This window comes from Streptomyces sp. SID13031, from assembly GCF_010548305.1.
In the GTDB taxonomy this organism is placed as follows: Bacteria; Actinomycetota; Actinomycetes; order Propionibacteriales; family Kribbellaceae; genus Kribbella.
In genome coordinates, this window is the sequence record NZ_JAAGLV010000007.1 from 110,836 (window position 1) to 124,512 (window position 13,677).

The following is a 13,677-nucleotide window of genomic DNA, read 5'->3' on the forward strand; positions in this document are numbered from 1 at the left end:
CGAGGTCCGCGGGCAGGTTGCATGGGGTGGGGCGCGTGTGAGGATTGGCTGGTGCTGACGACACTGCTCTCGCTGCCGACCACGATGGCCTTCGATGTCGCCCCGGACGGGAGGCTGCTCGTCGGATACGACGGGAGCGGGATCCGGCAGATCCATGAGGTCGCGGCTGACGGGAGCTGGCGGGCGCTGACTGCCCTGGGCGACACGGCCCGCAACACTCGATTTGTACCAGGTAGTCGCCAGGTGGTCGTGGAGCACGACAGTGGTGGCGATGAGCGCGGCCAGCTGTCCTTGCTCGACCTGGACGACACCAGCGGGCCCGATGGGCTCCCGGTGTTGTCTCCGCTCGTCCAGGACCTCGCCTACTTCCATCACCTGGTGGATGCCAAGCCAGGCAGGGTTTTCTTCACCACCAACCGCCGCAACGGGGTGGACTTCGACCTGGTGATGCATGACCTCGGCACTGGCTCCGAGACAGTCCTGTACGACGGCGGCGGCTACCTGACGTCGGCGCACGTGTCGCCGGACGAACACTGGGTCGCCATCCGCCTGGCCGGCGGCCCTGGCAACTCGGTGCAGCTCCTGCTGGCCGACGTAGCCGCCCAGACCGTCACCGAGCTCACGGGGTACGCCGACCCGACGTACCAGGAGGCTCCCTCGTGGCTGCCCGACTCCTCCGGGTTCGTCGTCGCGACTGATGCGGGACGCGAGCGACTCGCCCTGCGCCGGTACGACGTCGGTACTGCGACGTGGAGCGATCTACTGATCGACGACGAGCACGACCTGGACGGCTGGGTGTGCCCTGACGGCGAGCACCTGCTGGTGGGGACTACCGACGACGGTGTCGTCACCCTGGCCCTGCAGATGCTCGCGGACGCCTCCTTCGTCGCACAGCTCGATCTACCGGCAGGTGGCTGCGCTGCCCGGCTACTGATGGCTCCGGATCCCCTGTGGTCGGTGGACGGCAGCTATGCGCTGTTCAACCACAGCTCGCCGATCGAGCCGCTCTCGGTGTTCCGATACGCGCGCGAGACCGGTGAGATCACCGCCGTCCAGTCCCCTGCAGGCCCTGTACTTCCGGACGGGCTCGCGCATCCGGTGAGCCACCGGGTGACGTCTTTCGACGGCGAGCAGGTGCCCGTGTTCGTCTACCGGCCGATCGGCAACAGCGGCAACGGCTCGGCAGTCGTGTGGGTGCACGGTGGCCCCGAGATGATGGCGATGCGCAACTGGAACCCGGTGGTCACCGCACTCGCTGCGGAAGGCCACACGGTGATCGTGCCCAACGTGCGCGGCTCAGCGGCGTACGGGAAGCGTTGGTACTCCCTGGACGACAAGGAGTTGCGGCTCGACTCCGTGAAGGACCTTGCGGCGATCCACGACTGGCTGCCGTCGATTGGCGTCGACCCGAAGCGCACTGGCCTGTGGGGCGGCTCGTACGGCGGCTACATGGTGCTGGCGGGTCTCACGTTCCAGCCCGAGCGCTGGGCAGCCGGGGTGGATGTCGTCGGGATCGCTTCGCTCGTCACGTTCCTGGAGAACACGTCGGCGTACCGGCGGGTGGCTCGTGAACGCGAGTACGGCGTACTGGCCGAGGACCGCGAGTTCCTGGAGTCAGCGAGTCCGTTGAACCGGGTGGACGACATCCGGGCGCCGCTGTTCGTCATCCACGGCGCGAACGATCCGCGGGTGCCGTTGTCGGAGGCGGAGCAGATCGTCGAGGCGCTCAGCAAGCGAGACGTTCCGTGTCAGCTGCTGGTCTACCCCGACGAAGGTCACGGCCTGGCGAAGCGCGCCAACCGGCTCGATGCCTACCCGCAGGCCTTCGCCTTCCTCCGCGAGCACCTGTCTAGCTGAGTGGCGGCAGCAGCGGTGTGAGGGTGCCGGCGGTCGCGTCGAGACGGACCGGGAGGCCGAGCGGGATCGCCAGGTTGAGTTCTTCATGGCCGATCGAAGCGCCTTCGACCATCGGCACGCCGAGCGGCTCGAGCCGCTCACGAACGACCTCGGAGACCAGCCCCTGGTCGTCGGTTTCGCTGAAGTCGCCGATCACCAGACCGGTGACATGGTCGAACCAGCCGGATCGCAGCAGCTGGGTGAGCAGCCGGTCGACCCGGTAGCCGTCCTCGCTCACGTCCTCGAGGACGACGATGCCGTCCGGCCGCACGGAGGTCGGAGTACCGAGGCTGGCCGCCAGGAGTACCAGGTTGCCGCCGAGCAGCCGGCCGTCCGCAGTACCGGGCACCATCGTCCGGGCGGATCTCGGGGCGAGCAGGTCCTTGACCGACTCGGGCTCGAACAGCAGGTCATGCAGGCGCTCCCGCCCCTCGAGTGCACCGAGCTGCTCGACGGCTGCGGCCATCGGGCCGTGGATGGTGACCAGCCCCTGCGCATTCAGCGCCTCATGCAGCGCGGTGATGTCGCTGAAGCCGACCAGCACCTTGTCGACTCCGGCCAGCTCATCCAGGTCCAGGTGCTGAAGCAGCCGCTGCACGCCGTACCCGCCGCGGCCGCAGAAGACAGCGGCGTACTGCGGGTCCAGCCAGGCGGCTCGGAAGTCGGCAGCTCGCGCAGCGTCGTCACCGGCCAGATAGGGGAAGCGCTCGTGCCGGGTCAGTACAGCCGGCATGACGTCGATCTCCAAACCCCAGTCACGCAGATGCGCCGACCCTGCCTCCAACCGACTCGCCACCAACGGCCCCGCCGGCGCCACTACCGCAACCCGATCCCCACCACGTAGCCGCCGCGGCCGCCTCACCTCAGTCATGCACTCGACGCTAGCTCACCTCAGTTGTAGGGCCGGCATCTGCCAGCCGCGGGCAAGGGACGACTCGTACGCCGGTGCGCCACCGGCGAAGTACTCGGTGAACTTCATGATCAGCGGGTCCCAGCGCAGCGGGTCGATGTAGCGGTCGTCGTGCATCAGCAGGTCCTCGCGCACGTGGACGCGCTGGATCGACATCTCCAGCGACCGCAGCGTGGAGCCGGGACCGCCGACGGTATGGATCGCCTCGATCCGCCCTTCGAGGTTGATCGGGCTCTCCTCGACGGCGTCCACGTCCACCAGGCTGCCCGGCGTCCTGGTCCACCCCGCCACCGCGAACTTGTCCGGCTCGTGGCGGTAGCCGCGCGCCCGCTTGGCATCGGACATCTGCTCGGATCCGGTCAGCAGCGCGATCCGGTCGAGCCCGGCGAGCATCGCCGGCTCGACCAGATTGAGGATGCACTCCGGCCGCTCCTGCAGGTTCCGCACGGTCTGCGAGCCCGCGGCCATCCCGAGCATCGCGGAGTAGTGCAACCACCACGCCGAGGACATCGGCGCGAGGTTGGTGCTCCCGTCCGGGTTCCGCGAACTGATCAGCACCACCGGCGTGCCGAAGTACAGGACCTTGGGTTCGACGATTCGCTTCATGCGCGTTGAACGCCGGCGATGCCGATCGTGTGAGGGCTACCAGTCGATGCGGACGCTGGCGCTCTTGCTGGTGCCGTTGACGGTGACTCCTAGCTGGACAGTGCCTGGGCGTAGGCCGGTGAGGGTGCCGGTAGCCGGGTCGTAGGAGGCCACGGCCCAGAAGGGCGCAGTACGGATCGGTCCGAGGTGCAGCAAGGACGACCCGGACCAGTCGGCCGACACCGGGAACGACACCGGCACTCGCCGGTTCTCCTGTACGACGGTCGCCGCCACCGCCGCAGTCTTGCCCATCTTGACCGATACCGGCGCCGACAGCTCCAGTGCATCAACATGCGCCCGCAGCTCGACCTGGAACCACGAGCGCTCGGGTGCTGACCAGTGCCGCTCGCCAGCAGCCGCCTCCTTCGCCGACGGGTCAATGCCGACCAGCGCCCACCCGGTGAAGCCACCGGCGTCAGGGGCAGCCGCCGGCCCCTTGCCCGAGTTGCCGGTCAGCGGGAGCAGTACCCCATCGGTCCGAGTCGCTGCGAAGGTACCGGCGTGCGCTGCCATGTACGCAGCACCCTTGCCCGTCGATGCGCGGAAGTCCGCGAGCCAGCGAACCAGCAGCTCGGCCTCCTTGCGATCGCCGAGCTGCGAGTTCTGCGTCGGCGACGGGTCGTCGATCGGGTGGTGCGCCATCACCACCACGTTGCGGATGGACCGGTTCGACCGGGCGTCGTCCAGCTGCTGCCTGAGGTCGAGGATCTGCGCGAACCCGCCCGCCCGCAGCGACCCGAGCGAGGAGTCGCGCAGGATGAATCGCGTGCCCTTGTGGTCGAACGTGCTGGTCGGAGCGCCGAACACCTTCGTCCACTCGGAAAGGTCACCAGGGCCGTAGCTCTCGTGGTTGCCCGGCACGTAGTGCACCGGCACCTTGCCGGCGACCTCCTCGTCGATGATCTTCTTCGCCAGCGCGATGTCCTGAGCGAACCCGCGGTCGACGAAGTCGCCGTTGATCACCAGGAAGTCCGGGTTCTGAGCGAGCGCCTCGCGGATCGTCCGGCGGGCTTGCTTCACGAAGTCCGAGTTCGGGTCGTCGGCGGTGAACTGCGCGTCCGACATCACCGCGAACCTCCAGCGCCCGCCGCCGGTCGCCGTACCGTCGGTGACCACCATCGGGTCGATCACCTTGGCCGGCGGCGCGACCGTCACCGGCGGAGCGCCGCGCACGGTCAGGTCGTCGATCACGATCCGGCCGGAGTACTGCCGGGTCGGTACCGTCTCGACCACGTAGATCCGCCAGAACCGCAGCGGCATCGTCAGCCCCGGCGGGATGTCCGCCTCGACGTACTTCCAGCCGGTCCAGTCGACCGCCGCCGCGAGGTTGAGCGTCTGCGCCGAGCCGCCCGCGCCGTCGTACGCGTTCGCGCGCAACCAGGCGCCCTTGCCGTCGCCGTACACCCAGGCCCCGAGCTTCTGCGGCTGCCCGGGCAGGGTCTGCTGCGGAGTCTGCGACAGGTACGCCGCCCGCGTGGCCGTGCTGCCCGTCAACGAGTAGTCGAGCGCGATCGCCTGACCACCATCGTGGCCCTCGGCAACCGATCGCAATGCCGTCGCGGCACCGGCCGGTACTGCGTTGGCCTGCCAGTGAGCCGGGTCGTCGACCTCATCGACGATCTGGCTGGTCAGCCCCGCGGTGACACTGAGCTGGGCTGTCAGCGCTCCCACCTTCGCCGTGACGACCGTCGAGACGGCATCGGCGCCGGCCGCCGTCACGTCGAATCCGTTGCCACGCGCAACCACCGTGACGAGCGCGCCGTCGTAGCTGAGCTTGACGTCACGCGGCTCCACCCAGGTGGAGAAGCCGTCGGCGTCATAGCCGTTGACGGTGAAGAAGCCCTTGGCCGTTGCGCCAGGCAACGACACCTGACGGGTCGAGGGCGCCAGGCGGATCGGCGTACCGAGGACTGTCATCGGGAACCGGCCGCGGGCCGATCCCTTCGAGGCCGTGACGACCAGGTCGCCTGCACGGCGTCCTGTGACGATCCCCTGGTTGTTGACTGCGGCATTGCTGCCGACCGACCAGTACGGCGTACCGGCGGCGGGTGCGTAGGTCTCGTCGTGGCCACGAGCGGTCAGAACGCGGCTGAGGCCGGTGAGGACGCGGGAGCTCTTGGAGACATCGGCGTCGGCGTCCTCGGCCGCAGTACCGGCTGCTTCGAGCTGGAAGCCCTTGAGCTTGCCGGATCCCTTGGCGGAAAGGAGTCCCAGGCCGTTCGGCACCAGTCGCTCGCCACCATCGGACGGGTCGTTGACGACCTCGGGTGCGACCTGGCCGGGCGACCGCGCGAGCATCGTGGAAGAGCCGCCACCGTCGAGGTTGAGCACGTCGTCGGCGCCGAGGCCGACCATCAGCTGGCCCATCTCCTTCAACGACAAGCCGCGCGAGCCGGTCGCCCGGCCGTCGACCGTGAGCAGCACCATCCGGCGACCGTTCTCGGTGAAGCCGACGGCGGTCCGCGGTGCGAGGTCGGCATCCGGTACGCCGTCGGGCACCTTACCGTCGTGCGCCAGTTGCACGTTGCCGCTGATCGCGACGGCAGCGTCGATCGCGTCGGCGCGCGGGCCGTACTGGACGTCGACCTTGTCGCCGGGCTCGAACGCGGCGAGCGCGGCGGCACCGGTATCGCGGCCGATCAGCGCCAGCTCGTTGGCGGTCAGCGGCGTAGTACCGGGGGTGGTGGTCGAGGCGACGACTACGCCGTCGCGGAGGAGCACCTCGCGGACCGACGCCACGCCGTCGACGGTTCTGGTCCGGGACGTGTCACCCCACTCGGGCGTGTAGAGGCCGATGCCTCCCGCGTTGACGCCGGGCGAGTTGAGGTTGGTCAGGTCGAGCTTGGTGGCGTCGTCGTCGGTCGCGGTCCCCTGCAGGAAGACCTGGGCGATCCGGCCGAGGCCGTCCTTGCCGATCACGGCGGTGTCGTTGTGGCCGGCCGCGGGTGCGTTGACCAGCCGACCGCCCGTACCGCTGCGCTCGATGCCGACGCCGAGCGGCGCGGTGGTGTCGTTGATGTCGAAGAAGTCGCCGTTGACGCCGGCGATCGCGCCCTTGCGCGCGAGCTGCTGGCTGAGCGGCTGACCACCCGAGACCTTGCCGGTGTTCACGTAGTCGACGGTCACGCCGTGCTGGTTGAGATCGGCGACGAGGATGTCACCGCGCAACCAGCCGCGGGCGTCGAGCCGCTCGAACGCGGTGTAGTTGACGCCCGGCGCGACCGGACTGTCCTGTCGGCTCGTCACCAGCCCCTCGCCCGCCGGCGCGATCGCCACATCAGCGAGATCGGAGCCGCTGGACGAGTGCCGCTGCGCCTCGATCGGCGTCTGCAGAAAGTCGAGCCCGGGCGCGGCAGCAGCGGGGCTCAGCGCGGAGCCGGCGAGGAGGCCGCCCAGCACGACACTGATCGCGGTACGGCGGAGCGGGACATGCCTGGACACAGCGCTGGACACAGGGCCTCCTCGGCGTGGGCGGACGCGGCCATCCGACGCCGTGCGACCTACCGCCGTGTGAGGCGCAGGTGTACGCCGGTCAACCGATCGGTGACAAAGTAACGTCTTTGATCGGCTACCGGAAGATTATTGCCTGAATCAGTCGACGGAGACCGGGCGCCCGGCGCCTTCCCAGGCGGTCATCCCGCCGTCCAGGTTGATCGCGTCGCGACCCTGGGACGCCAGGAACTGGGTCGCCATCGAGGACCGGCCGCCGACCGCGCAGACGCAGAGCACCTTCTGGCCCAGCGGCACCTCGCCGACGCGCTCCTGCAGCTGGCCGAGCGGGATGTGCACCGCGTTCTCGATGTGCCCGCGGGCCCACTCGTCCGGCTCGCGGACGTCGAGCACGAACGCCTCGGCGAGCAGCGCGTCATCGACGTCGGCAACCACCACTGCGGGAATCTCCGGAGTCATGCCCCTGATCATCGCAGCCCCCGCCGGTCGGCGCGCCCCCTGGTCCGCAGATCGGCCGGCGCGACACGTCTCGGGGGTTAACCCCCGAGGGTGTTGGTTGCCCCCTGAGTCTCTGGCCGGGCAACCCACACTCCGAGGGGTTAACCCCTCGAACGTCGCGGGGCGGGTGGCTGGCGGTGGGTCGGATCTGCGGTTGGTGCTTGCTCTTTGGGAACGTTTCCCCTCTACTGTCAGTGATCACGCAGTGACTCTGTTCCGCCCCGAATGAGGAGCCACCATGCGCAATTTCGTGCTGCCCGGAAAACGATCACTGAGGCTGGTCGTCGCCGGCCTCCTACTCGCCAGCACCGCCGCGACCGCGCCGGCGATCGCCGCCACACCCACCGACGGGCCGGCCGCGACGTCCGCAGTACAGGCGCCTGCTCTGCCATCCAAGACGCCCGCCGGCGCGCTGGAGGAGACCGGCTACTGGACCACTGAGAAGATGCGGAACGCCATCCCGGCCGACCTGCCGGGTGATGCCAAAACCCCTGCGAAACAAGAGCCTTCGCCGCGGACCGGACCGCCGAGCATCGCCTCCCACCCGGTCGCGCCGCTGGGCCGGACCCCCCTGAACGACCCGGTCCCGAGCACCGCGGGCAAGGTCTTCTTCTCGTACAACGGCCTCAACTACGTCTGCTCGGCCGCCGCGGTCAACAACAGCCACAAGAACCTGGTCGTCACCGCCGGCCACTGCGTGCACGGCGGTCAGGGTGGCAACTGGCACTCGAACATCGTCTTCGCGCCGTCCTACTACAACGGCCAGTCCGGTGCCGGGTTGTGGAACTGGAGCACCGTCCGCACCTTCAACGCGTGGATCAACAACAGCAACTTCAGCTACGACCAGGCCTTCTTCACGGTCTGGCAGCGCAACGGCCGGAACCTGATCGACGCCGTCGGCGGCAACGGTCTGGCCATCAACAACAGCCGCAACCAGGGCAACACCCGGATCTGGGGCTGGCCCGCCGAAGCGCCGTTCAACGGTGAGGTGCCGTACTACTGCGACGGCACCACCTCCGCCTGGGGCTCGACCGACGCGGCCCTCGGCTGCAACATGAACGGCGGCGCGAGCGGCGGCCCATGGCTCAAGGACCGGATCGACCAGAACCTCGGCTACATCTTCGCCGCGACGTCGCGGCGAACCACCAGTGGCCCACAGGTCCTGCTGGCCACACCGTTCAACTCCGAGGTCCTGGACATGTTCAACCAGATGACCTGACTTACCTGAGCAGTTGCACCTGAGCTACTTGAGCAGTTTGGACAGGCGGCGGTCGGCCAACGGCTTGCCGCCTGTCTGGCAGGTGGCGCAGTACTGCAGGGAGGAGTCGGCGAAGCTGACCTCGCGGACGATGTCACCGCAGACCGGGCACTTCTGGCCCTTGCGGCCGTGCACGCGCATTCCGCTCTTCTTCTCCGACTTCAGGTCCTGTACTGCGAGGCCGGCCGAGCGGGTGACCGCGTCGCGCAGGGTCTCCTGCATCGCGTCGTAGAGCTGCTGGAGCTCGTCGACGGAGAGGTTCGACGCCGGTTTGAACGGGCTCATCCTCGCCACGTGCAGGATCTCGTCGGAGTAGGCGTTGCCGATCCCGGCGATCACCGACTGGCTGCGCAGGACGCCCTTGAGCTGGACCCGGCCCGCCGCCTTGAGGATGTCGCCGAACTCCTCGGTGGTCAGCGTGAACGGATCCGGCCCGAGCTTGGCGATGCCCGGCACCTCGGCGGGGTCGCGGACGACGTACACGGCGAGCTTCTTCTGGGTGCCCGCCTCGGTCAGGTCGAAGCCGGAGCCGTCGTCGAGCACCACCCGGCAGGCGATCGGCCCCTTGCCGGGGCGGACCAGTCCGGTGGACTGCTCCTCGCGCCAGCGCAGCCAGCCCGCCCGGGCCAGGTGGATGATCAGGTGGATCCCCTGCGCGGAGATGTCGATGAACTTGCCGTGCCGCTGCACGTCGTCGATCAGCAGGCCCACCAGCGACGAGATCGGCGGGTCGTAGGTCTTCAGCGCGCTGATCGCGGTGATGTCAGCGCGCACGAACGCCCGCTCGACGGCGCGTTCCCGCAGGAACCCCGCCAGCGACTCAACCTCCGGCAACTCGGGCACCTCCCAAGTGTGCCCTACACCACGTCCAGTACAAGGGAAGAAAGGAAGGAAGACGAGGAGCGGGGACACCGGGAAGACGAGGAGTGGGGCCGGTGACTTGCACCCGGTACTCCGGTCCGCCAGGGTCTTGGTGTGACCGACGTACCGACCTTTCGCTACCACCCCGATCCGGTGGGCACCGGCGAGGTGATCACCAGCGATGCCCCCTGCCGCTGCTGCGGCCGGCACCGGGGATTCATCTACACCGGGCCGGTCTACAGCGCCGAGGAGGTGGTCGAGGAGCTCTGTCTGTGGTGCATCGCGGACGGCTCCGCGGCGACGCTCTTCGAGGCCGAGTTCACCGACGTGCCGACCGTCTCCGACGACGTACCGCGACCGGTCCTGACCGAGGTGCTCACCCGGACTCCTGGGTTCAGCGGCTGGCAGCAGGAGCACTGGATGTTCCACTGCGCCGACGCGGCGGCATACCTGGGCAAGGTCGGCTACGAGGAGTTGCTGGCCATCCCGGAGGCGCTGGAGATGGTCCAGCAAGGCATGGCCAGCTATGGGTTGGGGAAGCGCGACGACTACACGCGGGCCCTGTCCGCGACGGGCGAGGCGACCGGCTACCTGTTCCGTTGCCTGCACTGCGGCACCCACCTGGCCTACAGCGACCACGTCTGAGGGACCACTACGGGGGATCACCCATGGGGAATGGTTGTGGGTACCGCTACCGTCGTAGGAAGTAGAGAAGGAGGCCCCCGATGGGTTTCGTCAAGTCACTGGTCAAGGGCGCTGTGGTCGCCAAGCTGCTGCAGGTAGCGCAGCGCGAGCTCAGCAAGCCGGAGAACCAGCGCAAGGCCAAGGAAATGTTCCAGAAGGTGCAGCAGCGCCGGAGCGGTCACTAGGCACCTTCTGAAACACCCGTCTGACAGTTGTCAGACGCGGCGTGCTTGCAGGGTGTAGGTGGCGGGGAGACGCTCCGGTTGATCCGTGAGGCGCCACTCGCCCTGCTCGTCGCGCGTCATGTGCCCCTCCAGCGGCATCCAGGGAGCGCTGTCGTGCTCCTCCAGGTCGGTCACTTCGAGGTCGGCCTTCTTCAGCGCCATGAAGATCTCCCCGAGCCCGTGGTTCCACTCGTGGGTGGTGTTGTGGCTGAACTCGACGTCGGTCTCGACGTAGGTGCCGCCCTCGTCCCAGACCTGCGGCGCCTCGGTCTCGAAGTACGGGGCGTCGAGCACGATCTCGCCACTCGTCTTGGAGACCCCGAGCGACCACAGCATCGGGTGCCCTTCGCGGATGAACAGCCGCCCACCGGGCTTCAGCAACCCCGCCACGACGGCGGCCCAGCGCTCGATGCTCGGCAGCCAGCCGATCGCGCCGATCCCGGTGAAGACCAGGTCGTACTGCGCCTCGCCGAGCACCTCGACCGCGTCGTACACGTCGGCCTGGTGGAAGTCGACCTCGTGCCCGAGCCCGTCGGCGAACTTCTGCGCCTGCTCGATCGCCGGGCCGGAGAAGTCCAGCCCGCTCATCCGGGCGCCGAGCCGCGCGAGCGACACCGTGTCGGTCCCGATGTGGCACTGCAGGTGCACGCCACGCAACCCGGCGATGTCACCCAGCCGCGGTAGGTCGAACTGCACGACCTGGCTCAGGTACTCGGGGTCCGCGAACTTGTCCAGCATGTAGTCGGGAGACGCGGCGTGCGCCGAGACCCGCTCGTCCCAGCTGGCCCGGTTCACCGTGCGGTAGTCGTCCATGCCCCCGACTCTGGCACAGCACCCACGACTCACGCCTGCGCTTTTCTAGGCCCTCGCTTGTGCGTCGGCTAGCGCTGCCGATGCCTCAGCCAGACGCTGCCACTCTCCTACTTGGTCCAGGCCCTGTACTGCGGTCCTGTACGCCGCCGTTGCCTCGCGGAGCCGACCGAGGCCGGCAAGGGACCGGCCAAGTTCGTAGTGGACTACTGCGGTGCCCCACTGGTCGTCGTGGGACTTGAAGGCGGACAGGGCTCGGCGCCCCCGTTGGAAGGCCTCTTCGTAGTTGCCCTGGTCGTTGCGGAGAGCGCTGAAGCGGTACTCAGCCATGGCCACTCCTCGCTCGTCGCCCAGGTCGGAGCGCATCTTCAGGGCCAGGCGCAGGCAGGCGGCAGCCTCGCTGTGTTTGCCGAGCATGCGCAGCGCGTGAGACCGCCTGCCTATGGCCGCCGCCTCGCCCCACTGGTCGCCCAGGACCCGGCACTGCTCGGCGTGGTCGGCATGGCGAGCCTCTGCTTCGGAGTACCGGCCGAGGCCTTCGTAGGCGAGTCCCAGCCGGCCGAAGAGCTCTGCCTCCTCGGCGGCGAGTCCTGCTGCTCGGGCGTCGGCCAGGCCGAGTTCGCAGGAGGCCAGGGCTGCGCGGTAGTGGTGCTGGCCGAGTTGCCCGAGTCCGAGCATGCTGTGGGCGAAGGCGCGCGCTGCCAGATCACCTGATCGGTCGGCGACGACCCGAGCGTGGTTGGCGACCTCCACCATGTCGGACCACCGGCAGCGCAGGTCGTAGTACCAGGGGATGCGCTGGGTAAGATCACTCAGCAACGGATCGAGCTCTCCGTCAACACGCTCGCCAGTACGCCGTACTGCGCCCAGCAGTGCACCCGCCTCGGCGTCGAGCCAGGCCAACGCGGCAGAGCGGCCACCGGGGTAGTCCGACGACTCCGGGGCAAGTGCGGCCGCCGCCCACCGCGCCTGGCCGAAAAGCCAATCAAACAAGGCCTTCTCGGCCTTATCCCGTTGCCCCTCCTCCTGCAGGAGCTCGGACGCATAGAGCCTGAGCAGGTCATGCAGGCGGTAACGCCCCGGCGCCGCGGCGAGCCCGATGAGACTCGCACCAGCCAACGCCTCCAATGCACCCTCAGCCGGCTCACCCAGCAGAGCGGTAGCCGCCTGTACTTCGAAGTCGGCCCCCGGCGCGAGCACGAGCCGTCGGAACAGCCGCCCCGCCGTTGGCGACATCTCCCTGTAGGACAAGGCGAAGGCGCTCCGCACGGCCAGGTCGCCCGCTGTGAGCCGCCCTAGCCGACTCTGCTCGTCTCTGAGCAGCTCAGCGAGGTGTGCGATCGACCAGTCGGGCCAACAGGCCAAGCGATTGCCAGCGATCCGCACTGCCAACGGCAGTCGTCCGCACGCGGCTACAACCTCGGCGACAGCTGCAGGCTCGGCAGCAGCGCGACCAGCACCGACTATGTCCGTCAGCAACGCCCGCGCATCGTCCTCCGCCAACTCAGCAAGCTCCACTCGCCTTGCCCCGGCCAGACCCGTCAGCCGCTGACGACTGGTGACAACAACCAGTACAGGGCCAGGACCCGGCAGCAGGGCGCGTACTTGTGCCTCATCGCGCGCGTTATCCAGCACCAGCACGCACCGACGGCCAGCGAGCCGCGACCTGAACATCGCCGCCGCGCCATCCACGTCGGGCGGCAACTGCACGTCCGGCACGCCGAGCGCACGCAGCAAGCGATGCAGCACCACCTCGGGAGCAGCCGAGCCGAGCTCCACGAAGAACTGGGCATCGCGCAGGCCCAGGGCGAAAGCATGCGTGGCCGCACGAACAGCAAGCGTCGTCTTGCCGGCTCCGGGCTGTCCTGCGACTACCACCGTGATCGGCCCACTCCCGGCCAAGCAGTCAGCAGCAGCACCCAGCACACTCGCCACCTCGGCACTACGACCTTGAAAGTCTGCGGGCGCCGCCGGCAGCTCGGCTATCGCGAACGCGGGCGGTCGTGGCTGTTGGTCGCCTTTCTCACTTGCGCGTTCGGCCAGCGCCGCCGCGCGGAGTGCGCGCAGCTCTCCGTCGGTGATCCGGAGCTGCTCCTCGTAGCGCTCGATCAGATCCGCCGGCGCGAGGCGGCGGCCCTTTTCGTAGTCGGACAACCCGCCATGTCCTTGCATGCCGAGCCGCGCGGCGAGCTGCCGCAGCGACAGGCCGCGGGCCAACCGGTAGCGCAACATGGCAGCGCCGAGCGTCGCCAGGGCGGAGCTGTCCATTGCCTCACCTCACCCCGATGGACAGTCTCTGGACGGCATCCAACCCACAACATAACCGACGCTCCGTGACCGATCGATAGCTTCGAGCCACCAACCCTGTTCCGTCCCATCAGGAGGCTTGTTATGACGTTCAACTCGCGCGGGCGCTGGGCAGTTGTGCTCGGTTCTGGCCT

At 68.6% G+C, this 13,677-nt stretch carries 11 protein-coding genes; 4 read left to right on the forward strand and 7 right to left on the reverse strand.

Translation table 11 applies throughout. The annotated features are described in order from the left end of the window. The first annotated feature begins 51 nt into the window (after positions 1-51). Entirely contained in the window at positions 52-1,857 is a 1,806-nt protein-coding gene (locus G3I17_RS16025; protein WP_164596872.1) for a S9 family peptidase, read from the forward strand. On the opposite strand, the gene G3I17_RS16030 is transcribed toward G3I17_RS16025, so the two are convergent. From G3I17_RS16030 to G3I17_RS16045, 4 genes are all read right to left on the reverse strand, one after another. Then, positions 1,850-2,767 (reverse strand): LD-carboxypeptidase, encoded by a 918-nt coding sequence (locus G3I17_RS16030; protein WP_164596874.1) that lies wholly within the window; start codon positions 2,765-2,767, stop codon positions 1,850-1,852. The genes G3I17_RS16025 and G3I17_RS16030 overlap by 8 nt on opposite strands. A 15-nt stretch (positions 2,768-2,782) precedes the next feature. Further along, positions 2,783-3,412: a flavin reductase family protein gene (locus G3I17_RS16035; RefSeq protein WP_164596876.1), complete on the reverse strand. Its 630-nt coding sequence runs from the start codon at positions 3,410-3,412 to the stop codon at positions 2,783-2,785. 36 nt (positions 3,413-3,448) lie between these two features. Then, complete coding sequence (locus G3I17_RS16040) at positions 3,449-6,904, reverse strand: phosphodiester glycosidase family protein (RefSeq protein ID WP_203590281.1); 3,456 nt, start codon at positions 6,902-6,904, stop codon at positions 3,449-3,451. Positions 6,905-7,042: 138 nt separating this feature from the next. After that, the gene (locus G3I17_RS16045) at positions 7,043-7,360 is read right to left on the reverse strand and encodes a rhodanese-like domain-containing protein (protein ID WP_164596878.1); all 318 of its coding nucleotides are present in this window, start codon (positions 7,358-7,360) and stop codon (positions 7,043-7,045) included. A 277-nt stretch (positions 7,361-7,637) separates the two neighbouring features. Here G3I17_RS16045 and G3I17_RS16050 point away from each other — a divergent pair, with 277 nt between their 5' ends. Next, on the forward strand, positions 7,638-8,618 hold the full coding sequence (locus G3I17_RS16050) for a hypothetical protein (RefSeq protein WP_164596880.1): 981 nt from the start codon (positions 7,638-7,640) through the stop codon (positions 8,616-8,618). Positions 8,619-8,642: 24 nt separating this feature from the next. Here the strand turns inward: G3I17_RS16050 and G3I17_RS16055 are convergent, their stop codons facing one another. After that, positions 8,643-9,500, reverse strand: coding sequence for a DNA-formamidopyrimidine glycosylase family protein (locus G3I17_RS16055; RefSeq protein WP_164596882.1), 858 nt, complete (start codon positions 9,498-9,500; stop codon positions 8,643-8,645). A 132-nt stretch (positions 9,501-9,632) separates the two neighbouring features. Here G3I17_RS16055 and G3I17_RS16060 point away from each other — a divergent pair, with 132 nt between their 5' ends. Next, on the forward strand, positions 9,633-10,163 hold the full coding sequence (locus tag G3I17_RS16060) for a CbrC family protein (protein ID WP_164596884.1): 531 nt from the start codon (positions 9,633-9,635) through the stop codon (positions 10,161-10,163). Positions 10,164-10,243: 80 nt separating this feature from the next. Beyond that, on the forward strand, positions 10,244-10,387 hold the full coding sequence (locus G3I17_RS39825) for a hypothetical protein (RefSeq protein ID WP_203590282.1): 144 nt from the start codon (positions 10,244-10,246) through the stop codon (positions 10,385-10,387). 30 nt (positions 10,388-10,417) lie between these two features. Here G3I17_RS39825 and G3I17_RS16065 read toward each other — a convergent pair whose 3' ends face one another. Continuing rightward, entirely contained in the window at positions 10,418-11,239 is an 822-nt protein-coding gene (locus G3I17_RS16065) for a class I SAM-dependent methyltransferase (protein WP_164596886.1), read from the reverse strand. A gap of 45 nt (positions 11,240-11,284) precedes the next feature. Then, entirely contained in the window at positions 11,285-13,504 is a 2,220-nt protein-coding gene (locus G3I17_RS16070; RefSeq protein WP_164596888.1) for a helix-turn-helix domain-containing protein, read from the reverse strand. Between the last annotated feature and the right edge of the window lie 173 nt (positions 13,505-13,677).

Bases quoted from the DNA above. Each gene is read 5' to 3' on its own strand.
- G3I17_RS16070 (WP_164596888.1), bottom strand. From the start codon at position 13,504: ATGGACAGCTCCGCCCTGGCGACGCTCGGCGCTGCCATGTTGCGCTAC.
- G3I17_RS16035 (WP_164596876.1), bottom strand. From the start codon at position 3,412: ATGAAGCGAATCGTCGAACCCAAGGTCCTGTACTTCGGCACGCCGGTG.
- G3I17_RS16030 (WP_164596874.1), bottom strand. From the start codon at position 2,767: ATGACTGAGGTGAGGCGGCCGCGGCGGCTACGTGGTGGGGATCGGGTT.
- G3I17_RS16065 (WP_164596886.1), bottom strand. From the start codon at position 11,239: ATGGACGACTACCGCACGGTGAACCGGGCCAGCTGGGACGAGCGGGTC.
- G3I17_RS16045 (WP_164596878.1), bottom strand. From the start codon at position 7,360: ATGACTCCGGAGATTCCCGCAGTGGTGGTTGCCGACGTCGATGACGCG.
- G3I17_RS39825 (WP_203590282.1), top strand. From the start codon at position 10,244: ATGGGTTTCGTCAAGTCACTGGTCAAGGGCGCTGTGGTCGCCAAGCTG.
- G3I17_RS16050 (WP_164596880.1), top strand. From the start codon at position 7,638: ATGCGCAATTTCGTGCTGCCCGGAAAACGATCACTGAGGCTGGTCGTC.